Origin of the sequence: Shewanella livingstonensis (genome assembly GCF_003855395.1) — a bacterium.
Classification (GTDB): Bacteria; Pseudomonadota; Gammaproteobacteria; order Enterobacterales; family Shewanellaceae; genus Shewanella; species Shewanella livingstonensis.
Genome location: NZ_CP034015.1, coordinates 4663456 through 4687822, shown reverse-complemented (window position 1 = coordinate 4687822; position 24367 = coordinate 4663456). Strand labels below are relative to the sequence as shown.

The following is a 24367-nucleotide window of genomic DNA, read 5'->3' as shown; positions in this document are numbered from 1 at the left end:
ATCACAATGGAACGCAGAAGTTTCTTAAAAATGAGTGCTGCTATGGGTGCAGCTGCAACTATCACAGGGTGTGAAAATAGTACGAAAGAAATTAATGTTGTAGAGCCTGCAGTACCTGAAAGTTCGCTTGAACAGCTTAACTGGTCAGCGTGTTTGGTAAACTGTGGCTCAAACTGCCCTATCAAAGTATTCAGTAAAGACGGTGTTATCACCCGAATTGAAACTGACCATGAAACAACAGATGAATATGGTGTAAACCATCAAGCTCGAGCCTGTCCACGTGGACGCTCACTTCGTCAAAGAACCTATGCAACTGACCGACTACGTTCACCAATGAAACGCGTGGGTAAACGTGGTGAGGCAAAATTTGTTCCTATCAGTTGGGAGCAAGCTTATTCAGAAATAGGCACCAAATTACAAGCCATTAAAGATAACTATGGCCCTGAATCAATTTACATGCATTACGGTACAGGTGCTTATTATGGCTTCTCATCGAATACAGCAACTTGGGGGCGCTTGCTAAATTTAAATGGCGGTTTTTTAGACCACCATTGGGATTATTCATGGGCTGGTGTGTACCCAGCATGTATAGCCACTTATGGCGACCAGTGGGATAGCATTGGTGGTAGTTCGTTAAGCGAAATCGTCAACTCTGATTTATTTGTTGGATTTGGTTTTAATCCAAACGAAACGCGCATGAGTGGTAGCGGCGAAGGCTATGATTTTGTTAAGTCTTTAGAGCATAATAACAAAAGTATCAAAGTCTGGATGATTGAACCTAGATACACAGATTCAATGCGTGGTAATGAAGATGAGTGGCTTGCAATTCGCCCAGGTACTGATGCTGCGTTAATTGAAGCAGTTATTTATCAGATGATAAGTAGTGGTTGGGTAGATCAACATGCCAAACCATTTTTAGATAAATATGCTGTGGGTTATGACGAAGCATCGTTAGTGAACACTAAGGCGTCTGTTACGCTAAATGCTGATCCTTTCATTGCTTCACACGCTGAATTTATCGACCCAGCACAAAACTACCATGATTATATTATGGGCCAAGGCATATTTGAGCTTGAAGGTGCTAAAACGCCAGCTTGGGCTGCCGTAGTCTGTGGAGTTCCAGCGAATAAAATTGAACAACTAGCTACCGCTATTATGGCCGCTGAAGCGCCCTATATTTCTGCAGGTGCGGGTATTAGCCGTCATGCAAACGGCGACCAAGCTACCAGAGCCGTTTATACCCTAGCCATTATGACCGGTAAAATTGGCCGTGCGGGTGTCAATAGTGGCGCAATGCCAACAAGTTATAGTTTTGGTGTTGCAGGTATGCCAACAGGCAGTAACCCTGTAGATGTGACCATTCCTGTTTATACATGGTCAGATGCCGTTGTACGTGGTGAAGACTTTAGCGGAACCTCTGATGGCGTTCGCTTTACCGCAAGCGGTAGCCAAGAACTATTCGACAATAACCCAGCAAAATTAGGTACCAACATTAAAGCGATTATCAACTGTGCTGGTAATGCTTTAATCAATCAACATTCAGACAGTAACGGTACAGCCCAAATCCTCGAAGATGACAGCATGTGTGAACTGATTATTGTCAGTGATTGTTGGATGACATCCTCTGCTAAGTTTGCCGATTACCTACTGCCAGATAGTACATGGTTAGAATCAGTCGATTATGCCAACGATTCATATGCATCTGGTCAAATGGCCTATGCAACCTTTATGAGTACCTCATTGAAACCGCTAGGCGAATCACAATCTATGTATGAGATTTGTGCTGGTATTGCCAATGCGATGGGTAATGGCGCTGAATACACTGAAGGGCTTAACGGCCAACAATGGTGTGAAAAGCTTTATCAACAAACTAAGGCGATGAATACCGATGTTGATATGCCAGATACCTATGAAGAAGCTCAGAAAGTTGGGGTTTTCCGTAAATACATGTCTGCCTCAGTGGTTGCATTTGAGTCTTATATTCAAGATCCAGTTGCGAATCCTAGACCGACCATTTCTGGTAAATTTGAGATTTTCTCAATATCTCTTGCACGTAAAGCGGCCACTTGGTCATTACCTACTGGAGACCAAATTACTCCCCTACCTCAATATGTGGTGACATGGGACGGCTATCAAGATCAAGAAACTATTGATGCTGGCTACCCATTACAGTTATGTGGTTACCACACCAAAGGTCGAACTCATTCAAGCTATCACAATGTCCCATGGCTTAGAGAAGCGGTAGAAGATGCAGTATGGATGAATCCGAAAGATGCCTCTTCTCGCGGTTTAGCGGATGGCGATATGGTTCATGTGTACAACGGTAGAGGAACAATTGAACTGCCTGTGAAACTCACTCCTAGGGTGACTCCTGGAGTCTGTTCTCTAGGGCAAGGTGCTTGGTATAAACCAGATGCGAGTGGAAAAGTAGGTCCATCTGGCCATGTTGTGGATATTGGCGGCTGTATTAATACACTGACAAAATATCATCCTTCCCCTGTATCAAAGGGAAATCCGCAGCACACCAATCGTGTTCAGGTAGTCAAGGTTTGATAGGAGTATATTAAAATGACACAAGAAACTCAATTAGGATTTTATTTCGATAGCAGTAAATGCACTGGCTGTAAAACTTGCCATATAGCCTGTAAAGATCGAATGGTTGGCAAAACGCGCAGTAAAGATGATGTGACTAATCAAGGCGTATCAGCAATGCCTGGTATGTTATGGCGCCGTGTTTATGAATACGGTGGTGGTTCATGGGATCAAAATGGCGATGAAAGTTACAATCAAAATGTGTTTGCTTATTATGCTTCTGTTGGTTGCAATCATTGTAACGAACCTGCGTGTGTAAAAGCCTGCCCGACTGGCGCAATGCATAAAAGAAAAGAAGACGGATTGGTGCTGGTGCAAGAGTCGTTATGTATTGGCTGCGAAAGCTGCTCACGTGCTTGCCCATACGATGCGCCGCAGATTGATATTGAACGTAAAGTCATGACCAAATGTGATGGTTGTTTTGATAGATTAGCTGAAGGTAAAAAACCGATTTGTGTTGAGTCATGCCCTTTACGAGCACTGGACTTTGATACGATGGAAAACCTACGAGCTAAATACGGTAATGGCGATGGTCACTTTGCGCCACTACCTTCTGAATCGATTACCTCGCCTAACCTAATTGTAAAGGCATCAAAGAAGGCCCAGCCTGTAGGTGCAAGTACGGGGCGGATCTTAAACGTTCGAGAAGTATAAATTATTGAATAGAGGGTGTAATCAGCGTATTACACCCTTCCATCCCAGTTAAATTTATAAGCAAATATGAACGATATGAACATTGAAAAGCTGCAAGACTTACAAGCCATTGCCAATGTATTGCATTCTGTGCTGACTATTTATCCAGAGTCTGATGTGATCAATACCTTTAAAAATCAAGATATTGTTGAAAATTGGCCTAAGTTGTTAGCAACTGATAGCGATCATAAAGGACTAACATACCTAAAATCTTATCTTGCTCAATGGAGCGGTGATGAGGCTGAATTGATTAAGCTCAAGCTCGACTACGGCATGCTATTTTACGGTCCAGGTACACCTTTAGCCGCACCGTGGGGGTCTGCTTATACCAGTTCTTCACAGTTACTTAATGATTTTAGTACCGTTACGTTAAAACAGTTTTATGCTGCTAACGACATCAATATCGACATGAGAACCAACGAACCTCTCGATCATATTGGGTTAATATTAGCGGTACTGTCATTTTTATTGACCAAAGCGATGGCAGAACCTCAAAATCCGTACTTTCAAAAAGCGATCAACGAATTACTCGAACAACATTTACTGCCTTGGGCTTATCGATGTTTAGATCTAGCCTATTCCTATGCTGAAACAGATTATTACAGAGCGTTTGCTATTTTAGCCAAAGAATATCTTTTGTACCTGGAACAAATATTTGATCTTCACCCCAAACGAATCGCAATTTATCGATAGGGTAATCTCTATGGCATTTCTTCAAGCATTAGTACAACAGTGGCACAAAGCCGATTTGGGTTATAGCTTGTTGTTAAATTTTCAGCATTCAGAAGACATAATGCAACTGTTTAATGGCGCGACTGATATCAAGACCGTGGCTAATTTAATCGCTGCATTAGTCTATAGTGAGGGCGAACCTAGATGGTTAACAAGCGAAAGTCACGATTTTGAAAAACCGCTAAAAAATGAGTTAGTTTTTAGGTGTATATTAATAAGCTGCCAACTTATATTTATAAAAGTATCTCAAAGAATTAATTTAAACCAAGCAGAAAGACTTATTCTTACCTTATCGAATGTATGGGTTAACCAGAAACGCGATGATCAAAGTAGTAGTGAGTTGATCGAACTGATTAAAAAAATCTACACTCAGGTATATGCTATAGATCTAGTTAGTAGAAGTGTGATTAAAAACATGAAGTAATCTAATTTTCCAGTATTACGATAATTTATTTATTTATTTAATTAATAATTTTACTTTATTCTATAAAAATACTGTCTTAACTCAAGTCATAATTAATTTCCGCGATGGCAATATTTACGATTAAAATAAAATTAATAAATTACTCAAAAAAACTGATTTTTAAATTATTTTAATCATTCTTCGCTATTTAATAATTAGCGTTGTAGTGCATGCAGTTAAAATCGACTCATAGAGTCGATTCATTTTATATATAAATAGGAAAGTAGAGAATTATGGAATTTTTACGAACTGATGATAGTTACTTTGTTAATTTACCAGGCTATCAGTTTACACCTAATTACCTATTAGTGGACGATAGTGAAGGAGGCCAATTACGGATTCATTATCTTGATGAAGGTGACAAAGATGCTGAGCCAATATTATTACTGCATGGAGAACCTTCATGGAGTTTTTTATATCGTAAAATGATCCCGATCCTTGTTGAAGCGGGTTATCGCGTTATTGTTCCAGACATTATTGGATTTGGCCGTTCAGATAAGCCAAGTAAACGTTCTGATTATACCTATCAACGTCATGTTGATTGGATGAAATCATTTGTTTTGCAACTCCAACTAAACCATATTAATCTTGTATGCCAAGACTGGGGTGGGTTAATTGGCTTGCGTTTAGCTACTGAAGATACAGAACGTTACACTCGTATTGTCGCTGCAAATACCATGTTACCTACTGGTGATGAAGCAACTAATGATGCATTTATGAAGTGGTTTAACTACTCGCAAGAAGTGGTTGATTTCCCTACAGGACAGATGATAAATGGTGCATCTGTTTCTAATTTATCCGATGAAGTTATTGCAGCATATGACGCCCCATTCCCTGATGAAACATACAAAGCGGGTGCACGTGAATTTCCTTTGTTGGTACCAATTACGCCTGATGATCCAGCAACGCTGAAAAACCGTGCTGCATGGAAAATTTTATCCCAGTGGAATAAGCCATTTCTGACTGCATTTAGCGACTCAGACCCTATCACCGCGGGTGGAGATAAAATGATGCAACAAATAATCCCCGGAACAAAAGGTCAAAAACATACCACTATTGTGAATGCTGGCCATTATTTACAAGAAGAGCAAGGCGAAGTATTAGCTGAAGTTGTGGTTAAGTTTATTGCTGATAATCGCTAACCAGCCTTAACTTAGATAATATTATTGGCGGTTATATGTTTTATAGAGATATATAACCGCCATTTACCATAATCCATTTATGCTGCTATTTAACAATCTGAATTCAGAAAATTAACGTTCACTTTTATGTTTCACTCCCCATCTTAATCCCTCCTTAACGAGTTCATCAGTATGCTTATTCCATTATGGTGTAGAGCCTTTTGAGCTGTAGCAGCGTTGACTATGCCAATTATAGTGACCAAGTGAGCCAACCAGAGGTAGATTTTAGTCAACGCTTACTGACACAGCTATTGACTAAATCAAAAACAGATGACATTTCTGCAGCTTCAGGCATTGCTGCAGTATACGCTAAAGGGCTCTGTGAAAATTGAGCCGTCGGTCACGTAGGTGAGTGTTGTGAATCAGTGTGAATCGTATGCCAACAGCAGTAAGGATTTAGGCTTTGGTATAGAGCTTAAGCTCACCAAGCGTTTGATCACTCAATATGATTGGTCATATCCAAATATTGAAACCAATAGGGGTCGTAAAGTGTCCATTGATTTTTGTCATAAAGGTGGCAGTTGTTAAGATGATCACCACTCGTTTTGCAGCATGATTTTCTAATGCTACTTCAGTGGCTTATTTATTGTCTCTATGCGGTGAGCGACTATATGGAGTGATATTATTTATTATAATATGATGATAATAATATTATCATCAGGTGTTAACTTAATTCGATTGTACTGTAAGGTAATCGGCCTATAATGAGGGGTATCTTTACGCCGTACTAGGTTATGGGATCGCCGCAATGAAATACCGTACACATTTATTTTCTCTTCGTATTGGCCATGCACTCCGAGAGTCTTTAAAAGACGCTCCCTACAAAGCCAATTCATTTTCTAAAGATTTATTAGCTGGTTTAACCGTTGGCATTATTGCTATTCCATTAGCCATGGCGCTTGCGATTGCTATTGGTGTTGCACCGCAATACGGATTATATACTGCCATTATTGGCGGTTTTATTATCCCATTTACAGGTGGCTCACGTTATAGCGTCTCGGGCCCTACCGCTGCATTTGTGGTTATTCTGTATCCCATAGTGCACCAATATGGTCTGTCTGGATTATTGTTAGCGAGTATTCTATCTGGCGTGATCCTCATTGCGATGGCGTTGTTTCGCTTGGGGCGTTATATCCAATATATTCCCGAATCAGTCACGTTAGGGTTTACGGGTGGTATTGCGGTGGTGATTGCAGTACTGCAAGTTAAGGATTTTTTTGGTCTAACTATTACCGAGATGCCAGAAAGCTTTGTCGGCAAAGTTGCCGCATTAACTCAAGCATTACCAACATTTTCTGTGCCGACACTGCTAGTGGGCTTAAGCGCATTAGTGGTGTTTATATTGTGGCCTAGGCTCAAATTACCTGTACCTGCACACCTTCCAGCGGTGGTAGTTGCCAGTATTGTCGCGCTAGCATTAAATCAACTCGGTTTTCATGTGGCGACAATTGGCTCAACTTTCAGCTTTACCTTAGCCGACGGTTCAATCGGTGCCGGTATTCCATCCATATTGCCCGATTTTCAATGGCCTTGGCTGCGTACCCAATCGGGCGAAATGCCATTAGTGCTCACCTGGCAATTGGCTAGCGACTTATTGTCTGCCGCTTTTGCCATAGCCATGTTGGGCGCAATTGAATCATTACTATGCGCTGTGGTGCTAGATGGCATGTCTGGTAAAAAGCACAGTGCCAATAGTGAGTTACTCGGTCAAGGTATAGGTAATATTATCACGCCATTTTTTGGTGGTATTACGGCAACGGCAGCCATTGCCCGTTCTGCCGCTAATTATAAAGCGGGTGCGGTAAGCCCCATTGCTGCCATGATCCATGCGCTAGTAGTATTGGTGTCATTATTATCGTTAAGCACCATTTTAGCGTACATCCCCATGGCAGGTATGTCGGCATTGCTGATTATGGTGGCGTGGAACATGAGCGAAGCGCCTAAGATTGTCCATCTTGTTAAAAAAGCCCCTGCCAGTGAAATACTGGTATTAATGGTGTGTTTGTTACTAACCATTTTCTTCGACATGGTGATTGCAATAAGCGCTGGGATCATTTTGGCGTCGTTATTGTTCATGAAACAAGTGGCTGATATGACCAAGGTACAAGACATTAGCGAGCAGAAAAAGCACGTGCATGTTGAATTACCACCACGCTGGAAAGTATTTAAAATCAATGGCCCGTTATTTTTTGCTGCTGCCGACAGTGTCTTTGGTGAGCTGGCACATTTAAGTAGCGGTCAAGATGGGGTGGTGTTGTATTTCGATGGGGTGTCGATTTTAGACTCTGGTGGTGTCTCAGCGCTGTATAAGTTTATTGCTAAATGTAAACACGATAATACTCGGGTATTGTTAGCCGATTTTCAATTTCAGCCGCTTAAAACCTTAGCCAAAGCAGGTTTTAAGCCTGATGGCGAACAGTGTGTTACTTACTCAACCTTAACGGATGCGCTTGATGATGTAGTCACTGGCATTATGGTGAGTAAAATATAAAAACGTCATACAGACCAATGAATACCAATGGTATTGGTTGGTTAGTATGACGCTTACTAGCTTACTAGCTTACTAGCTTACTATCTGGCTCTTTGCCATTGGCTGGCGGTGTTTATTCGCTAGTCTTTGGCACACCAATGTACTGCCAAGCATCAGTAATGTGCAGCCTTACTGATGTGACGCGTTTATTACGCTCAACATTAATGTGGTTAGTTTGTTCTGACCATAGTTCTTGTAGAGCGGTCATCTTAAGATAAAAGCCCTCCATATCAACGCTAATCGGTGTTTCTTGGTACACCCACAAATATTTGCCCTGCAACTCAGTACCCACATAGCTCAAGGTGAGTGGTTGCTGCTGTTTATTCTGCATTGAAAATGTTGAAATAGCATAATAAGCAAAAGCCTCGCGACTGACCGGATCGCCGATTAAATCGGCATTTTTATCGATCACTCGCTGAGCGGCATGTTCAGCATCGTGTAAGTAAAACCGATGCTGAATTTCAAGCATGCCGCTGCGCTGATTAAACACAATACTAGTGTAAGCTTCTTTTTGCTGGTGGGCTGTGGCATTTCCCGCCAAAAGACTTATCGCTATAGTAATAAGTGCTGCATAAAATGGTAGGCGCATTACTTCTTCTTCACTTTAATGTCAGGCTCTTTTAGCGCTTCTTTGTTGTCATGCATGATATCGCGATAGGTGTTGCCTTTACGTTCTTCTTCTTTAAAGGCTTCAATGCGTGATGGAATAATTTTCCTTGGATAATAGTTGTTTTCAATATCGACATCGGCCGTTTCACTGCGGCGATCAACCACTGCAGACACTAATATATTGTCTTTGTCGGTCACAATCAGTTTACTGACTTCAAAGGGGGATCGACGCCAAATTTCAGCCGGCAGTACTAATGATTCGGTATTGCCATTTTCAAAGGTTAATTCAAGTAAAATAGGCATAACTAAACCGCCAAGATTGGCAAAGTTAAACACGTAATAGTTTTTATCTTCTTTAAGTGCACGCGCCAGTACTTGCTGCTCCCAAGGATCGAGTTCGGCGTGCTTTTTGTTATATTTATTACGCTCTTTATTGGTCACGCTAAATTGATCGTGTTGGTCATGATAATCGCCATTGCCAGGATTAAGTTCAACCCAGGTTTTTAGACCACTTTGTTGGTTACGCTCAACTGAATAAGCCATGGGTTTGTCTTTATAGTCTTGGCGACGGCGATCAAAATCAATATCAGGGTTATTGCTGTCTAGGCGCAGTTTATAAATGCGATCTAAGGAAATATCTACATGATCTGTGGTGTAAAACCAACCACGGAAAAACCAATCTAAATCAACTCCCGATGCTTCTTCCATGGTGCGGAAAAAGTCGCTTGGAGTTGGGCGCTTGTTCATCCAGCGGCGGCTGTATTCTTGAAAGGCAAAATCGAATAGCTCACGGCCTAATATTACTTCACGTAAAATGTTGAGTGCCACAGCAGGTTTAATATAGGCGTTTGGACCAAGCTGTAACACACTGTCTGACTGAGTCATTATCGGCACTTGCACATTAGACTTCATGTACTCAATCACATCACTTGGCTCACGTCCCCAAGATAGTTTAGGGTCCCATTCACGGGTGGCAATACCGTCTAAAAAGCTGTTGATGCCTTCATCCATCCAGGTCCATTGGCGCTCGTCTGAATTCACAATCATCGGGAAATAGTTATGGCCGACTTCGTGGATCACCACGCCGATTAAGAATTGTTTTTCGGACAAGGTATAAGTACGGCTGTCATCGTCGTGCCAAATAGTACGAGGCCCATTAAAGCTAATCATCGGGTATTCCATACCGCCAACGGGGCCGTTAACACTGATGGCTGCCGGGTAGGGATAATCAAAGGTAAAGCGTGAATAGACTTTAAGAGTGTGAATAACCGATGCGGTTGAATAACGTTGCCACAGTTCACCGCCTTCTTTAGGATAAAACGACATGGCCATAACCTGTGGGTTCTGGCTGTTTGGTTGTGGGTAACCTTGAGCGTCCCAAATAAATTTACGTGATGATGCCCAGGCAAAGTCGCGGACGTTTTCAGCGGTAAAATGCCAGGTTTTAGTCCCTTTAGCGGTACTCGATTCATTGGCGAGCGCTTCATCTGCAGACACGATAAATACAGGTTTATCGGCCGTTTTAGCTTTATCTAAGCGCTTACGTTGCGCCGCTGACAGTACGCTTTTGCTATTTTGTAATACGCCAGTAGCTGTAACGATGTGGTCGCTAGGCACCGTCATACTGACATCGTAATTACCAAATTCGAGGGTAAATTCACCACCGCCTAAAAATTCTTTATTGTGCCACGCTTCGTAGTCGGAATAGCTGGCTACTCGCGGAAACCACTGCGCTAATAAGAATATATCATTACCGCCTTCACGTTTATCGTCGGGAAAATGCTCAAAGCCTGAACGTGCACCTACGGCGTCTTCTTCTAAAATATTATAACCATAGTTAATTCGCAGTTGGGTTGACTGGTTGTGGCTTAATGGCGTAGGTAAATCAATGCGCATTTGAGCGCCGACAATAGTATATTTTAGTGGTTTTTTGTTAGCGTCAGTTACCGCCGAAATTTGATAGCCCAAGTTATTATCGGCTAAAAACTGTTGACGACGCAGGTCTTGCAAGCTGATTTTTGCAAATGCATTATCACCATAAGTGTTAGTCGCACTCATGTTGCCATCGACGCCATAAAAGGCGCTGCTTCGCTCCGCTATTGAGTCTGATTTAAAGCGATTTTGTTCTAGCTGTAGCCACAGATATTTAAGCGTATACGGAGAATTATTGTGATAAGTAATCACTTGCTCACCTTGAATACGACGCTTTTGTTCATCTAGTATGACATTGATTTTATAGTCAACTTGTTGCTGCCAGTAGTCTTTACCTGGTTCGCCAGCGGCATTACGATAATCGTTTGGTGTGGGTAAACTCTCCTCAAGTTGACGAAACTTATCGTCAAAATGTCCCTTGCTTTGGACTATTTCTGAAGCCGAGCTGGTAAAAATGGCTGAACTGGTAAATGCCAATAACAGCAGTTGACGAAACACGCGCATAAATACTCCCATGACATCAGCCAGTTGATGCCAATAATCCCAAAATGATGATTTATTGTCTTTTTTGTTGGAGAAGTGTAACTAAGTTGACAAGGATATGCAGTGATAAGAGTGTTACGAAGTTTTGCACCTTGCTGATGCCAATTCCCTATGGCATAAAATAGTGAGTGATATTAATTAAAGATAGGTAGAAATTTTTGCAGGTTTTTGTGACGGACCTCATCAGCATTCACTTCAGGTAGTATTTGATACTTATTCATAATCTGCTGATATTCGCCATTGGCTTTTAGCATGTCTATGCCGTTAGCAAAGGTGATTGCATTCGCTTTGTTTTGCTGGCTAAAACCAACATACAAAGGTACTGGTTTACCTATGGTGCCAGCATAGCGAAGTTGTTGAGTTAAGTTTAATTGACTTGCGGTGTACTCAATGACATTTTTGTTGTCGATGATCACCGAATGACGTCCTTTTACTAGCCGAATAATATTCATAGCCAATGGATCGTTGCCAGAGGCAAAGTAGGTATTAGGATGTGCACCAAACCAAGCGTCGAGTTCTATTCCATAGCCGTAGCCGTTTACAACAGCAGCTTGTTGAGTTTTATTGAGATCGCTGATCTGCTCAAATGACTCAGTGCTGCCAACGAGGGTATAAAAGTCATTGCTGTTGTAACCCATAACCACATCAGTACTGAGCAATTGATTATTGGCAATTACACTTGAAGTGAGTGCGAGTACTGCATCGATATTGTTTCTTTGTAGCTCAATCAGTGCACGTTTGTAAGGAATAGTGCGAAATTCAACATCCTGGCCTTGAATTTCAAAAGCGCGACGAGTGAGATCGACAACGTAGCCCGTTTTATTTTCACAGATATACGGACACCAAATATCTGATGCAATCAGAACAGGCGCGGCATGGGCATGAATACTGAAAATAGACAGTAAAATGAACAGGTACTTTAGCAAGTATTGTGCTCCATGATATGAACGGGCGGGTATAGTAATTGTTTAACTAGTATAGGCAATCTTTTTTTGATTAAAAAAGATACTACTTAAGTATTTGCTAACAGATATGCTGATTTTGTGAACAGATATAAAGTGCCAATAACAGGCTATCAATACTGGTTACCTTTTAATAACAATTAATCGAGACAATATTTTATGACAATATTAAATAGACTGTTTAAGCATGTGGTTATTGATCAGCCTGGCGAACCCAGTGTGATGACCATGACTCAATCAACGCTTGCGATGTCAGCAAAAGGCCAGGTGACGATTAGGGTTTATGCTGCAGGCGTTAATGGCCCAGACATTAAGCAGCGCGTGGGTGCTTATCCACCGCCAGCGGATGCTAGCCCTATTCTTGGTTTAGAAGTCGCCGGTGAAATTGTTGCCGTGGCAGACGATGTGACTCAGTGGCAAGTAGGCGATAAAGTATGTGCCTTAGTGCCTGGTGGCGGGTATGGCGAGTTAGTTAATACTTATGCAGCCCATTGTTTACCTATTCCTACGGGTTACAGTTTTGTGCAAGCTGCCGCGTTGCCAGAAACCTTTTTTACCGTGTGGGGTAACTTGTTTATTCGCGGTGGACTAAAAGCGGGCGAGACCGTGCTTATTCATGGAGGCTCTGGTGGTATCGGTACAACTGCGATCCAAATGGCGAGTCGTTTAGGCGCAACCGTATTTGCCACTTCTGGCAGTGCAGATAAATGCCAATATTGCCTTGAACAAGGTGCTAGCGTAGCAATTAACTATAACGAGCAGCATTTTGTTGAACCGATTTTAGAAGCAACAAATGGATTAGGCGTTAACGTCATCATGGATATCGCGGGTGGCGACTTTATTAACGAAAACCTTAAAGCTATCGCAACTGACGGACGTATGGTGTCGGTTGCCATGCAACGCGGGCCACAAGCAAATGTGGATATCTTCCGTATTATGGCTAAGCGCGTTGTATGGACTGGCTCAACGTTACGACCACAAAGCGTAGCCAATAAAGCATTAATTGCTCAAGGCTTAGCGCAATATGTGTGGCCATTATTAAATAGTGGTGAAATGAGTATTCCTGTCGATAGCGTATTTGCTTTTTCACAGGTAGTAGAAGCGCACCAACGCATGGAGTCTGGGCAACATAAAGGCAAAATTGTATTAGATCTGCAAGCTTAATCAGTAGGATTATTTGTGCACGAGTTAAATCCGTAATGTTAATCAGCAATATATTTTGATAAAAAACTTGAAGCTTGATTTTTTTAAGCTAAAGTCGTGATGTGATTAGCCTGAACTGAAGTGGCTAATCACTTTTGTGGGATATTATTTGGTGATAAAAATGCCTGTAAATGTTAAAAATTGACGATAACGGATATTTTTATGCAATTACGCGAAAAATTCATCGTTTTAGGCATTGATTCTCAGCAATATTCTGTTTAAATACCCACATAAATACAGAACATGTAATCGTGGTGTGGCATGAGGGGTTTATGATCAATCTTACTGCATCATTCTTAGGATATGTGTTGATTTAAGGGCGTTAGCATATATGTATAACACAGCAAAAAAACAACTTTGGTTTGGTGAGTTAAGAACATCGAAAGGTAACACTATCGTTGTTCATGATAACCAGTTGCCAGAAGCGTCACCAGGGCGCATTTTTATGTACAACACTATCCGTAATACGATTGTGGAATATGTAGAAGACATCGTTAAAGTTAACTTACACGACTTAGATGAGCAACAAACAAAAGCCGCTATGGCTGAGTTTAGTGATGCTTGGAAAGCGGCACGTAGTGAGTTTATGGCAAAACATCAGTTACGAATTGATTTATCAAAAGTACCTGATACTGCACCACCGCGTAAGGCTAAACCTGCTCCAGAGCCAGATGAGGTTGCTGACTCTGATGATGACATTCCAGAATTTGATGATTCAGATGATGACAATGATAGCTTTGATGATATGGCTGATAGCGTAGACGACTAAAAAAACAGATAACATTCAGTATCTGAGACAATGTTTATTGTTTAATAACCGTTATTATCCTACTAATAATCGCTATAGATTATTGACGACATAAGTAATGATACCTCATTCCTTATGTCGTTTATTCTTTGTCGAAACTGTCGACAATAATCGCTCCCATCGATGCGGGCATAGCGATTAAAATAATCCGCTTTAATGCTAAAATGGGATCATCCCATAACGGCAACTTATCTAATGCTAATAGCACTATTCCTACCACCAATAACGTTAAAATATACGCCGCTATCACCCGCAGTAAAAACGCTCGCCTGCGTTTAATAATATTTGCCTGAAATACGCTCTGGTAAGCAAATAAGGTAATAAATGCTAACGACAATACCACTACCAGTACTAAATTTAAGGTGGGTAAACTGGCCGATAAACGCCATGCTTCCTCAGAAAACGCAATAGGTACCGATAGGGCAAATGCCCCTACGGCAATTTGGCCAATATCTTCGGCATTAAAATTAGCTTTAACCGGCTGATTATTTAGCATCAAACTGGTATCGAGTCATGTGATGATAAACCTGGCCTGGCTTTACCCAGGCATCGCCAAGCAAGTCAGTTTGATTAGGTGAATCAGGTAACATTTGCGGTTCAATACATACCGCTTGATGATTACAAAGTGGACGTTGCTTTTTGCCAATAGTACCTTGTAAAAAGTTAGCACCATAAACTTGCACACCAGGCTGATTGGTATAAACCGTCATGCTACGACCGCTATTAGGGCTAGCTAAACAACCAAAACGCTGTAAGTCGGCACTAGGATTATCTAACACATAGCAATGATCAAAACCATTGGTAGCGGCCAATGCGGCGCGCTCGGTTTGTACCGACATAGGCGTTGCAATTGCCATGTCTACGTCGCTGCCTGCGGTAGCTTGTATTGAGGTCGGCACGCCAACATCATTCATTGTGAGGTACTTTGTGGCATCAACTTGCAGAGTATGTTGCTCATTAGTGTCGCTGCGATTACCGTCTAAATTAAAGTAGCTGTGTTGGGTTAAACTAATAGGACAGGCTTTATCGGTACTGGCCAGCATTTCAATGTACAGATTATTACCCACTAAACGATAGTCGAGTTGCACAGTACAATTGCCCGGAAACCCCATGTCGCCATCTGGGCTTTTTAAGGTTAAGCGCATGCCATCACTTAATGCACCAAGCTGCCACAACTTTCGATTAAAGCCTTCAACGCCACCGTGTAAACAATTGCTCGCTTGGTTAACACTAAGTTGGTAGTGTTCGCCATTATACTGAGTTTTGCCATTGGCAATACGATTACAGTAACGTCCAGCTATCGCACCTAAATAAGCTTGTTGGGTTAAATAGTCTTCGGCGCTGTCGCAACCTAAAACAATATTTTTACGTTCACCGTTGCGATCTGGAGTCCATAACGAACGAATGATGCCGCCTAAACTTAATACTTCGAGCGCGATGATGCCATTATCAATTCTAACCCGTTCAATCTCACCACCACGGGGATCTTGCCAAGGTTCCAGTACACTAAAACGTACCATTTATGCCTCTCTAGTCTATATAACCTATTAACTACTAACCTATTAACCGATGCGTCCTGCACCGCCACTTGCTGAACATAAGTATATTGTTGCTTCAATACCCGTTTGCTTAAAGTATTGGTTTTCTACTACATTAATCACCTCATCGGTGAGATCATGATTAACTAAAGCCAATACACAGCCATCGCTCATGCGCACGCCACCTTGCTCGCCAATAAGTGTGGCAACCATAGTGACTAAGCTATCAATTTCTGCAGTGATAATTTCAAAATCATCGCGCATAGAGGCTTGCGACTGTGCCATTAACTGACTAAATCGCGGGATATTATTCTGCTGTAGTGCTCGTGCAGCATTACTGGTGCGTTGATTTTCAGTAATGATATGGCGAGCGCGACGAAATTGCTGATCACTCAACTCATCTTTATGTTGGGTTAATTGGCTAAGTGACAAATCTCGCAGCGAATCGAGGCCAAGCAATTTAGTTATGTGATTACACTCTTGTTTACGTTGTTCAAATTGCTGTGTAAAGCCATGGCGATCTTGTTTCAAGTCAATCACGATTAAGCTTAATTCTTCAGGCAATAACACCGCTTCGCTTTCTAATTCTAAGCAATCAATCAATAAGGCGTGATCGGGTTCTGCCATTGCGCTAATAATTTGATCCATCATGCCGCAATCTAACAGCATAAATTGGCTTTCGCCGCGCTGGGCCAATTGAGCAATCGCGATAGGAGATAAGTTTAATTGGCTGGCATAACTGATGGCGGTACCAAAAGCGATTTCAAGTGCTGCCGACGATGATAAACCGGCTCCGAGCGGTACATCACCGACAATCGCTAAGTCCAAGCCCTTTGCCCGCAACCCCGACTGATTCATGGCGGCGGTGACGCCTTTTAGGTAATGGCTCCAGTCATCGCCTGCTGCGACAGGGCCTTCTTCACCAAAGTGCCATTGTTTTATTTGTCCCGGAAAAGCGGTGGTGACAGCGCGAAATAAATTGTCATCACGATGTTTTACTGCAATCACGGTATGAAAGTTAATCGCTGCTGGTAATGCGAGCCCTTCGTTATAATCGGTATGCTCGCCCATGATGTTAACTCGCCCAGGCGCTTGGTATAAATCATCGGGCTTAGTGCCAAATGTTTGAACAAATAATTTAGTTGCGCGTTGAGCAGGGTTTGACATACTTCAAAAAATCCAACAAAAGGGTGACAAGAAAACTCTTATTAATGAGTTATAGCATGACTTTACTGTGTCTGTAACTGAGATTCTGTTATCCGGAGCAATCCGTCGCCGTAAACAAAAACGCCTAGAGAATGATCTAGGCGTTTGAGCTGACCATGAGTATTAAGAGCGAGACTCGGAAGCAGCTTCATTTGTCGCAGAGCAGGTTGGCTGATCGCTATTTGTTGCTAATGAGCTAGGTACAATTTCTGGAGGTGAATCAAGTAGCTCTTTAATGACATGGTCAACAAAACCCGCGCCTGCCGCTTCATACAAATTATACACAGTATCAACGCCAGACTCTTTTAATGACTCGGCATCTTCAGCGTATTGTACAATGGCACTTATTTTGCCTTCGTAATTAATTTTTTGCAGTTGTTGCACTGCAAATAAGTTACCTACGTGATGTGGCATTGCTAATAAGACTAATTCTAAATGTGGTGCTCGTTCTAGTTTTTCCCAAAAGTCAGTATCGCTAGCATCGCCTTGTACAACATGGCGGCCTTGGCTGCGATGAAAATCTACTAACTCTTGCTTGTGCTCAATCCCTAAAATCTCGCCAGTGTATTTTGAACGCAGTTCATCGTAAGCACCGGAGCCAATTCGTCCCATACCTAGAATTAAAAAGCGCGGATTACCAATGCGAATTTGTCTGTCTTCAGGGTGTAAAGGATGACGTTCTAACTTCAATAGCCTGGCTTGATAACGTGAGTAAATCTTGGTAACGCTATTATTCAATGGCGCTGCAAATAAGAAACTGATGCTTAATGCCACTGCAATAATGATAAGCCATTCTGGTGGTAACCAGCCTTTATGTGCGGCTACGGCAGCAACAATTAAACCAAATTCACTGTAATTACCCAAGTTAAATGAGGCCAGTAACGAGGTGCGCGAACGTAGTTTAAAGCGGGTTAGCAAGTAGATAAACATCAAAATTTTAACCGGGATCAACACGACTAAAATAGTGGCTAAGCCAATATCTGCCAGTGTGGGCAAGCCGTTTAACCCAATGGTCAAGAAAAATGCGACTAGGAATAACTCTTTAAAGAAATAAATCGATTTAGCAAGTTCGGATGATTTAGCGTGCCCTGCGAGTAAAATACCGATAATCAATGCGCCTAAATCGGGCTTTAAACCGACAGCTTCAAATAACCAAGCGCCCACCACTAATGCCATCACAAGGCCAAACAATACCAGCATTTCACCGTGACCAACGCGATCAAACACCTTATAAATAAGCGGTCTTGCTAACGGTAGTAATAACAAAGCAAAAGCCCAAACCGACGGGATGTTACCTTTAGAGACAGTTAAAAATATCACGGCGAAGATGTCTTGCATAATCAAGATACCAATCGCCACTCGGCCATAAAGCGACTGCATATCACCGCTGTCTTCGAGTACTTTTACCGCAAATACGGTACTGGAAAAACTTAATGCGAAGGAAATTAGCATCAGTTGATTAAAGCTAAAGCCGTCTAACTGTTCTATGCCTAAAAAGCCTAATAATTTAAGTACAGGCACAAAAAATAATATCGAACCGATTAAATGTAAGCTGGATCCAGCCCATACTTCGGCTTTAAATAGGCTCTTAAGATCAAGTTTAAGGCCAATGGAAAATAGCAATAATGTGACACCTAAGTCAGCAAGCTGCTGCAAAATAGGTAAGCTAGTGTCTTCAATGCCTAAGGTGAATAATACAAAACCAGCAGCAAGATAACCAATGAGTGGTGGTAACCCTATACGGCTAACCAGCATGCCGCACAGTAGGGTGATAATCAGGATAGCGGGTTCCATAAAACTCCATATATGAGGAATATAAAACCGTATTGTATAAGAAAAAGGTTAACTTTCGATGACTTTAATAGCTTAAAAGCAAAAAACAGCATCTTTAGTGGTTAAAGATACTGTTTTATATTGTGTTCTACACCATGATTTTACTAACAGGTTTTACGTTATAACAACTTTGAATCAGACTATGGTATCCAAGTGTTATGATAAATGTAGCACATTATATACCTCATTAAATCATTGAGATTAACGCACTACACCCGTAGCATGAATGTTGGCAGTTTACTTAACGCACTACATTTCTTGGTTTAGTTACTTTGCTAATAGTATATCTAAGTGGGCTGCAAAGTCTTTTGGGCCCATAAAGCCCGTTACACGTAAATCTTCACGTTGTATGCCATCGGTATTAAACATTAATAAGGTCGGCAAACCCAATACGCCATAATGTTCTAGTAACTCAATATCGATATCATCGCTGGCAGTAACATCCGCTTGTAATAACACCATTTGGTTCATACGGATTTCAACATCAGCATTTTTAAACGTAATAGCTTCAAACTCTTTACAGGCCACACACCAGTCGGCGTACAAATCTAGCATTACCGTTTTACCGCTAATGCTGGCTTTATCTAATTCGACTTCTAAGTCTGCTAGCGACTTAATGCGGATAAAGTGATTTGTTTCAGTGTTCGTTTTACCTTCAATACCTGCTTGAGTCATATCGGGTGTTTTATGACCAAATCCGGTCATCATTGCCTGGAAGCCATAAGAGAAGCTTGCCATTAACGCCAGTAATAACAACACACCGCGTGAGCTTTGTTTCCAGTTAAATGCTGATAATTTGTTTTGATGCATTAAGTAAGCGATTAAGCTTATTGCCCATAGTGACCAGAGTAAATCGGACACTAAGCCTGGCCAAATACGGCCAATCATCACAATAGACACTGAAATCAGTAAGAAGCCAAAGATGGTTTTAATAATGTCCATCCAAGCCCCAGCGCGCGGTAAGATTTTGCCACCCGAAGTACCAATCACTAATAACGGTAAGCCCATACCCATGCTGAGTACATACAGCGCTAAAAAGCCTTGCAGTAGGTCACCAGACTGCGCCACGTAAATAAGCACGCCAGATAACGGTGCTGTGGTGCAAGGTGACGCCACTAAGCCAGAAATAACTCCCATCATAAACACGCCAATTAGGTTGCCACCTTTTTGGTTGTTCGACATTGAGTTCATTTTTTCTTGCCACTTAGACGGTAGTTTTAAATCGTACATGCCAAACATCGATAAGCTTAGCAGGACAAACATCACCGCTAAGAAAATCAAAATGGCTGGGTGTTGCAAGGCCGCTTGAAACTTAAGTCCAGCAGAGGCAACCACTAATCCTAATAATGAATAGGTAATCGCCATGCCTTGTACGTAGGCCATCGATAGCGTGAAGGCTTTAGCGGTAGATAACTTCTTACCTTGGCCAACAATAATGCCCGACAAAATAGGGTACATAGGGAACACGCAAGGCGTTAATGCTAAGCCGATACCTAAACCAAAGAAAATCACTAAGGTCCATAGTAGGCTATCGTTTTGGAGCATCTGGTTTAAGGTGTCTTGCTGGGTAATCGGTGCCGCTGGTGTATCTGTTGTCATTGATGATTGCACGTCATCAGGTGCGCCAATTACTTTTTTACTGGTTAACTTGCCGTCATTTGCCTCAATCGCTGATAACGTCACATCGCGCTTGGTGGGCGGATAACATAAGGTGCCTTCGGCACAACCCATAAAGGTGACATGAAATACAGCATCTGCTTGGGCTTCTTTAAATGCGATTGGGATTTCTACAAACGAGTAAAACACCTCTTGGTCGCCAAAATATTCATCATGATGGTTTTTGCCTTGAGGTAGTTCAATATCACCAATCACTGCACCATCGACCGAAAACTGCAGCTTGTCGCGATATAAATAATAGCCTTCAGCAATGACAAAATTGATTTTGAGTTGATTACCTTGTTGTTGGTAATCAAACACAAAAGCATCGTTCACCTTCATTAACTCTGGTTCACTGCTTAAAAAGCTGAATTTATTATCCAAGACATTGGCACTGTGTGCCGCTGGCGCGAGGATGATTGATGACATCAGTAACAGTGATGTGAGGCATAGTGAGACGATTTTTTTCATGATGATGAGTTGTCTTTTATCCATTGTAAATAAGGGCTAAAACCACCAATAATCGGAGTGGTAATGAATTCTGGTACTTCATAAGGATGCATTTTGATCACGAGTTGTTCAATTGCATGATAATCAGATGCCATGCATTTTATCTGCATCGGCACTTCGTGTGACCGACAAATATTATTGTCCCAGTGATAAACTGACTCAACGGCTTGACCTATTTGTACACAAGCCGCCAATTTCGCGTCGACTAACGCTGTCGCAATGTGTGCAGCAATGTCAGCATCTGGGCAAGTGGTTAAAATGACGAGCTGTTCAGGTTTATACATAAGTTGTCTTAAAGTTTACTTAAGCTAATGCTGTTATCATGCACAAAGTCATCACAGTACGCTTTTTTAAATGCATTTTCATTAAACTGAAGTGATATTCGTGACGTGTCTTGAAAAGAGACCCGTTCACCCCCATTTAAGTTTCATCGGCAACAGTTATTTTACAGGTCGCCACTCTGTTATCTTACAAGTAGTCACTCTACCAAAAAGCGATCCTTAGAGGCCAATATGTTTTTTATTTTATTGTTAATATTTGTTTTAGTACCGGTTATAGAGCTCAATGTACTTATTGAAGTTGCCAGTTCAATTGGTTCATGGACAACTGTCGGCTTAGTTCTTTTTACTGCCGTGGTTGGTGTGTCATTGGTACGTAGCCAAGGCTTAAGCACCTTAATGAGCGTGCAACAAAAGTTAGCCCGAGGTGAAGCGCCTGGGCAGGAAATTGTTGAAGGCATGATGTTGGCTGCCGCTGGAGTGTTATTGCTTATTCCTGGTTTTGTGACCGACTTTATTGGCTTAATTTTACTTACCCCATTTACCCGTGCACCCATAGCAGCGTTTTTATATAAGCGCATGCAACTTCGAGTAGTGGCTAACGGTGGTTTTAAAGCCGGTTTTGGTGGCGGACAAAGTCCTTTTGGTCAATCAGGTCCCTTTGCAGGACAAAAGCCGTTTGATCAGCAGGGAAATACTTTTGATGGTGACTTCGAGCATAAAAAGGATCGCCCACGTAGCCATCAAATTGAACACGATAACCTTGATGCTGATTTGGATAAAAATCAGCATCAAGGTAAACAGGCAACAAGCAAGCAAGACAAGAATGACAATATTATTGATGTTGAGCCGGTTAAGTCAAAAGATGACCATAAGCCGTCTTAATCATAGTAATAATATTGACTCCTTGATTCGTGCTTGCAACGTTTGTTGATTGAATATCGCGATGAGTGAAAACCGTGGCTAGATGTTGATGAGATAGATGTTAATCAAACACTGCGAAAAACAGCCAAATGATGCAAACGCATTATTTGGCTGTTTTGTTTTTTGGTGCAGTATCGGTTTCAGTATCAATATGTGTTTGGCGTTTGAGCTGCTTATCTTGCTGAGCCCCTAACCAAAATGCGCTAATAATACTGAGCCCCCAATTAGTCAAAAACACCCATGTTAACGTCGACATGCTTGAGCTAGCGGTGTTGAGTGCTACGTCTGATACGGCGGCATAAATAGAGGCTAAGTCATTACCGATATCACCGGCCAAAATTTGCTCAGCTATCACTTGTGCCTGGCTGATGATCTGGTTCATTATCACTAATACACACACCAAGCTGACGCAGATAAACCCCCAGCCCAGTCGTTTTTTACCGAGCCAGAGTTGGCCACTACCAGGACAAATAATGCCAGAGAGCAAGGCGGCATAAATAGATTTTTTCATTATAAACCAATTTTTTTGCATTCAAATATAAGCTTATTGATCACCTCAGGGCGATTAAAAAGCAAGTATCGCGGCCATTATTAACACAGTTTAATATTCACGTAAGTGATTGGTTGCTTTTGTCGAATCGACTTGCTCGTGTAGCGCAGCGGCATCTGTAGGCGTGGTTTTATTGTCATTGTTATTATTGCTATTGTCAGGGCAAGGTACGGCATGCTTAATATTTTCTGGCTCGCTAATTTTAGTCGCCAAATAATAGCAAGCTATCCCCATCAATGTGTTCGCAATGGGTAACGCCAATAAAATCCCTTTCACCCCACCAACATACGAGCCTAGCGCCGCCAGCGGTAACATCAATAACATTAAGCGGCACACGTTAATTACCAGTGAACTCAGCGGCCTGTGGTAAGCATTTAAGCTAGTGGCAACCATAATCACTATCGCAAGTGGCCCATAAGAGGCAGGCAGCACCATAATATAAAAACTCAACCACTCAATAACCAGCGGGTCGTGAGTAAACAGCCCGGCAATTGATTCGGCATAAAAATATAACGGAATAAACAATAACGTTTGAAACACAAACGCAAATCGCAACGACATCAATAAGGCTGTTTTAGCGCGATCGTGTTGGCCAGCACCTAAGTTTTGCGCAATAAATGGCATTAAACTTGACGACAGTGCCATTACTACAATTAACAATACCGATTCCAGGCGAATACCGGCACCAAATGCGGCTACCCCAGCATGATCAATTCGAGCCAACATCGCCATAATAATGCCATTGGCAATAGGATTAATCACATTCATTAATGCTGCCGGGCGGGCAATATGAGACAACACTTTCCAATGTAAAATTAACCGACCCATGTCAAAGTCTGCAAACTGCACCAGTTTACGCTTCACTATAATGAGGTGACCAGACAATGACATCGCCACCACCCAGGAAATAGTTGTCGCAATGGCTGCGCCTTGTATTTCTAAACGGGGAAAAGGGCCAATGCCAAAGATAAGTAGTGGGTCGAGGATTAAATTAACAATGGCGGCTAACATCATAATTTTAGCAGGTGAGCGCGTATCACCGGTGGCGCGTAATGCTTGATTACCCACCATTAATAACACCAGTGCCGGTGCGCCTAAATACCAATACCACATATAGTCATTAATTAATGGCAAACTGGCACTGTTAGCACCCAATAAACTGAAAATAGGGTCGATAAAGAGGCAACCTAGTATCGATAAGCCCCAAATAATCACTAAGGTGATGCATAAGGTGTCATATAAAAACACCCGTGATTCGGGCGCATGCCCAGAACCCATTAAGCGACCTAGGTTGGTCGATACGCCTGCACCAATACCAATACCTATACTAGAAATAACCAAGGTCACCGGAAAGGTAAAGCTCACAGCGGTTAGCGCTTCTGTGCCTAACTGACTGATAAAAAAGATGTCTACTAGACTGCCGCCAAGAATGGTCATAATCCCAATCAGGTTAGGTAAGGTCATGTTAAGCAGCACACGACCAATTGGCGCGCTGAGCAACCCGTGTCTGTCTTTCATCTATTCTCAAACGTTTGGTGTTTTAAAGGAGTCGAATTCTATCAGGATTAGCGTTGCTTTAATAAAACAGACTTAAAAAAAGTAGAGTTTTTTTAAAATTCCCCTT

General features: G+C 41.9%; 22 protein-coding genes. 11 read left to right on the top strand and 11 right to left on the bottom strand.

The annotated features are described in order from the left end of the window. Positions 1 to 6 precede the first annotated feature (6 nt). The 8 genes from EGC82_RS20515 to dauA all read left to right on the top strand — a co-directional run bounded on the left by EGC82_RS20515 (position 7) and on the right by dauA (position 8152). Positions 7 to 2553 carry a DMSO/selenate family reductase complex A subunit gene (locus tag EGC82_RS20515; protein WP_124732391.1) on the top strand — a complete coding sequence of 849 codons (2547 nt, stop codon included), beginning with the start codon at positions 7 to 9 and terminating at the stop codon, positions 2551 to 2553. Between the two features lie 15 nt (positions 2554 to 2568). Beyond that, positions 2569 to 3246 carry a DMSO/selenate family reductase complex B subunit gene (locus EGC82_RS20510; RefSeq protein WP_124732390.1) on the top strand — a complete coding sequence of 226 codons (678 nt, stop codon included), beginning with the start codon at positions 2569 to 2571 and terminating at the stop codon, positions 3244 to 3246. A gap of 66 nt (positions 3247 to 3312) precedes the next feature. Further along, the gene (locus tag EGC82_RS20505; protein ID WP_124732389.1) at positions 3313 to 3978 is read left to right on the top strand and encodes a TorD/DmsD family molecular chaperone; all 666 of its coding nucleotides are present in this window, start codon (positions 3313 to 3315) and stop codon (positions 3976 to 3978) included. 10 nt (positions 3979 to 3988) lie between these two features. Next, a complete protein-coding gene (locus EGC82_RS20500) occupies positions 3989 to 4441 on the top strand; it encodes a hypothetical protein (protein ID WP_124732388.1) in 453 nt (150 codons plus the stop codon). Between the two features lie 272 nt (positions 4442 to 4713). Further along, positions 4714 to 5622 (top strand): haloalkane dehalogenase, encoded by a 909-nt coding sequence (locus tag EGC82_RS20495; protein WP_124732387.1) that lies wholly within the window; start codon positions 4714 to 4716, stop codon positions 5620 to 5622. Positions 5623 to 5864: 242 nt separating this feature from the next. Next, complete coding sequence (locus EGC82_RS21785; protein WP_279630016.1) at positions 5865 to 5993, top strand: hypothetical protein; 129 nt, start codon at positions 5865 to 5867, stop codon at positions 5991 to 5993. A gap of 25 nt (positions 5994 to 6018) precedes the next feature. Then, a complete protein-coding gene (locus EGC82_RS21315) occupies positions 6019 to 6189 on the top strand; it encodes a hypothetical protein (protein WP_164839177.1) in 171 nt (56 codons plus the stop codon). 220 nt (positions 6190 to 6409) lie between these two features. After that, complete coding sequence (dauA, locus tag EGC82_RS20490; RefSeq protein ID WP_124732386.1) at positions 6410 to 8152, top strand: C4-dicarboxylic acid transporter DauA; 1743 nt, start codon at positions 6410 to 6412, stop codon at positions 8150 to 8152. Between the two features lie 112 nt (positions 8153 to 8264). On the opposite strand, the gene EGC82_RS20485 is transcribed toward dauA, so the two are convergent. The 3 genes from EGC82_RS20485 to EGC82_RS20475 all read right to left on the bottom strand — a co-directional run bounded on the left by EGC82_RS20485 (position 8265) and on the right by EGC82_RS20475 (position 12201). Continuing rightward, entirely contained in the window at positions 8265 to 8780 is a 516-nt protein-coding gene (locus EGC82_RS20485; protein ID WP_124732385.1) for a DUF6702 family protein, read from the bottom strand. Beyond that, positions 8780 to 11236: a M1 family metallopeptidase gene (locus EGC82_RS20480; RefSeq protein ID WP_124732384.1), complete on the bottom strand. Its 2457-nt coding sequence runs from the start codon at positions 11234 to 11236 to the stop codon at positions 8780 to 8782. Before EGC82_RS20480 ends, EGC82_RS20485 begins: the two co-directional genes overlap by 1 nt. Before the next feature lie 173 nt (positions 11237 to 11409). Further along, positions 11410 to 12201 (bottom strand): substrate-binding periplasmic protein, encoded by a 792-nt coding sequence (locus EGC82_RS20475; protein WP_164839176.1) that lies wholly within the window; start codon positions 12199 to 12201, stop codon positions 11410 to 11412. Positions 12202 to 12396: 195 nt separating this feature from the next. On the opposite strand from EGC82_RS20475, the gene EGC82_RS20470 reads away from it, so the two are divergent. Together EGC82_RS20470 and EGC82_RS20465 are read left to right on the top strand one after the other, a co-directional pair. Further along, entirely contained in the window at positions 12397 to 13401 is a 1005-nt protein-coding gene (locus EGC82_RS20470) for an NAD(P)H-quinone oxidoreductase (RefSeq protein WP_124732382.1), read from the top strand. A gap of 370 nt (positions 13402 to 13771) precedes the next feature. Then, complete coding sequence (locus EGC82_RS20465) at positions 13772 to 14209, top strand: hypothetical protein (RefSeq protein ID WP_124732381.1); 438 nt, start codon at positions 13772 to 13774, stop codon at positions 14207 to 14209. Between the two features lie 121 nt (positions 14210 to 14330). Here the strand turns inward: EGC82_RS20465 and EGC82_RS20460 are convergent, their stop codons facing one another. The 6 genes from EGC82_RS20460 to cutA form a co-directional block, all read right to left on the bottom strand. Further along, complete coding sequence (locus EGC82_RS20460; protein ID WP_124732380.1) at positions 14331 to 14744, bottom strand: DUF2391 family protein; 414 nt, start codon at positions 14742 to 14744, stop codon at positions 14331 to 14333. Then, complete coding sequence (locus tag EGC82_RS20455; protein ID WP_124732379.1) at positions 14734 to 15768, bottom strand: aldose epimerase family protein; 1035 nt, start codon at positions 15766 to 15768, stop codon at positions 14734 to 14736. The genes EGC82_RS20460 and EGC82_RS20455 overlap by 11 nt, the downstream gene beginning before the upstream one ends. Positions 15769 to 15810: 42 nt before the next feature. Further along, on the bottom strand, positions 15811 to 16953 hold the full coding sequence (gene galK, locus EGC82_RS20450) for a galactokinase (protein WP_124732378.1): 1143 nt from the start codon (positions 16951 to 16953) through the stop codon (positions 15811 to 15813). A 162-nt stretch (positions 16954 to 17115) separates the two neighbouring features. Further along, complete coding sequence (locus EGC82_RS20445; protein ID WP_124732377.1) at positions 17116 to 18786, bottom strand: cation:proton antiporter family protein; 1671 nt, start codon at positions 18784 to 18786, stop codon at positions 17116 to 17118. A 306-nt stretch (positions 18787 to 19092) separates the two neighbouring features. Next, complete coding sequence (locus tag EGC82_RS20440) at positions 19093 to 20952, bottom strand: protein-disulfide reductase DsbD (RefSeq protein ID WP_124732376.1); 1860 nt, start codon at positions 20950 to 20952, stop codon at positions 19093 to 19095. After that, complete coding sequence (gene cutA / locus EGC82_RS20435; RefSeq protein ID WP_124732375.1) at positions 20949 to 21275, bottom strand: divalent-cation tolerance protein CutA; 327 nt, start codon at positions 21273 to 21275, stop codon at positions 20949 to 20951. Before cutA ends, EGC82_RS20440 begins: the two co-directional genes overlap by 4 nt. 228 nt (positions 21276 to 21503) lie before the next feature. Between cutA and EGC82_RS20430 the strand changes: the two genes are divergently transcribed. Then, positions 21504 to 22154 carry an FxsA family protein gene (locus EGC82_RS20430; RefSeq protein ID WP_124732374.1) on the top strand — a complete coding sequence of 217 codons (651 nt, stop codon included), beginning with the start codon at positions 21504 to 21506 and terminating at the stop codon, positions 22152 to 22154. 142 nt (positions 22155 to 22296) lie between these two features. Here EGC82_RS20430 and EGC82_RS20425 read toward each other — a convergent pair whose 3' ends face one another. Both EGC82_RS20425 and EGC82_RS20420 read right to left on the bottom strand, forming a co-directional pair. After that, positions 22297 to 22704 (bottom strand): hypothetical protein, encoded by a 408-nt coding sequence (locus EGC82_RS20425; RefSeq protein ID WP_124732373.1) that lies wholly within the window; start codon positions 22702 to 22704, stop codon positions 22297 to 22299. Positions 22705 to 22794: 90 nt separating this feature from the next. Then, on the bottom strand, positions 22795 to 24261 hold the full coding sequence (locus tag EGC82_RS20420; protein ID WP_124732372.1) for an MATE family efflux transporter: 1467 nt from the start codon (positions 24259 to 24261) through the stop codon (positions 22795 to 22797). Between the last annotated feature and the right edge of the window lie 106 nt (positions 24262 to 24367).

Excerpts from the sequence above, each read along its gene's own strand:
- EGC82_RS20505 (WP_124732389.1), top strand. The coding sequence starts at position 3,313 with ATGAACGATATGAACATTGAAAAGCTGCAAGACTTACAAGCCATTGCC.
- EGC82_RS20510 (WP_124732390.1), top strand. The coding sequence starts at position 2,569 with ATGACACAAGAAACTCAATTAGGATTTTATTTCGATAGCAGTAAATGC.
- EGC82_RS20480 (WP_124732384.1), bottom strand. The coding sequence starts at position 11,236 with ATGCGCGTGTTTCGTCAACTGCTGTTATTGGCATTTACCAGTTCAGCC.
- EGC82_RS20445 (WP_124732377.1), bottom strand. The coding sequence starts at position 18,786 with ATGGAACCCGCTATCCTGATTATCACCCTACTGTGCGGCATGCTGGTT.
- dauA (WP_124732386.1), top strand. The coding sequence starts at position 6,410 with ATGAAATACCGTACACATTTATTTTCTCTTCGTATTGGCCATGCACTC.
- EGC82_RS20485 (WP_124732385.1), bottom strand. The coding sequence starts at position 8,780 with ATGCGCCTACCATTTTATGCAGCACTTATTACTATAGCGATAAGTCTT.
- EGC82_RS20425 (WP_124732373.1), bottom strand. The coding sequence starts at position 22,704 with ATGAAAAAATCTATTTATGCCGCCTTGCTCTCTGGCATTATTTGTCCT.
- EGC82_RS20500 (WP_124732388.1), top strand. The coding sequence starts at position 3,989 with ATGGCATTTCTTCAAGCATTAGTACAACAGTGGCACAAAGCCGATTTG.
- EGC82_RS20470 (WP_124732382.1), top strand. The coding sequence starts at position 12,397 with ATGACAATATTAAATAGACTGTTTAAGCATGTGGTTATTGATCAGCCT.
- cutA (WP_124732375.1), bottom strand. The coding sequence starts at position 21,275 with ATGTATAAACCTGAACAGCTCGTCATTTTAACCACTTGCCCAGATGCT.
- EGC82_RS20460 (WP_124732380.1), bottom strand. The coding sequence starts at position 14,744 with ATGCTAAATAATCAGCCGGTTAAAGCTAATTTTAATGCCGAAGATATT.
- EGC82_RS20465 (WP_124732381.1), top strand. The coding sequence starts at position 13,772 with ATGTATAACACAGCAAAAAAACAACTTTGGTTTGGTGAGTTAAGAACA.
- EGC82_RS20495 (WP_124732387.1), top strand. The coding sequence starts at position 4,714 with ATGGAATTTTTACGAACTGATGATAGTTACTTTGTTAATTTACCAGGC.
- EGC82_RS20455 (WP_124732379.1), bottom strand. The coding sequence starts at position 15,768 with ATGGTACGTTTTAGTGTACTGGAACCTTGGCAAGATCCCCGTGGTGGT.
- EGC82_RS20440 (WP_124732376.1), bottom strand. The coding sequence starts at position 20,952 with ATGAAAAAAATCGTCTCACTATGCCTCACATCACTGTTACTGATGTCA.
- galK (WP_124732378.1), bottom strand. The coding sequence starts at position 16,953 with ATGTCAAACCCTGCTCAACGCGCAACTAAATTATTTGTTCAAACATTT.
- EGC82_RS20420 (WP_124732372.1), bottom strand. The coding sequence starts at position 24,261 with ATGAAAGACAGACACGGGTTGCTCAGCGCGCCAATTGGTCGTGTGCTG.
- EGC82_RS20515 (WP_124732391.1), top strand. The coding sequence starts at position 7 with ATGGAACGCAGAAGTTTCTTAAAAATGAGTGCTGCTATGGGTGCAGCT.
- EGC82_RS20430 (WP_124732374.1), top strand. The coding sequence starts at position 21,504 with ATGTTTTTTATTTTATTGTTAATATTTGTTTTAGTACCGGTTATAGAG.